We start from the raw sequence: 314 nt of genomic DNA on the forward strand, positions 1-314 counted from the left end.
ATCTGCGCGTATTCGTGGCTGTCCAGGCTGCTGACGTGCCGGTAGTTGAACCGCTTGAACAGCGACGGCAGGTACTTGCCGATGGTGTCGTTGATCAGGTTGCCGACTTGATAGCGGTCGCAGGCGGCCAGGTACTGGCAACCGCGCGCCAGGTAGTCGCGCATTGGTTCATTGATCACCGGCGAGAACGAACTCACCACGGCCTTCTTCACATACCGCGGCTGGTGCGCCAGTGCCAGTAGCGTGCTGGCACCGCCCCACGAGAACGACATCACGTGGTCGGCCTGGAAGTGATCGATCAGTTCAAGGAGGAT

Annotated in this window: 1 pseudogene; it reads right to left on the bottom strand. The window is 60.5% G+C overall.

Going from position 1 to position 314, the window contains the following annotated elements:
- Nucleotides 1–314 (bottom strand): annotated as a pseudogene (phaG, locus tag QWI17_RS06715) ((R)-3-hydroxydecanoyl-ACP:CoA transacylase); the annotation flags it as partial.

The sequence above is a fragment of the Gilvimarinus gilvus genome, from assembly GCF_030518155.1.
Taxonomy (GTDB): Bacteria; Pseudomonadota; Gammaproteobacteria; order Pseudomonadales; family Cellvibrionaceae; genus Gilvimarinus; species Gilvimarinus gilvus.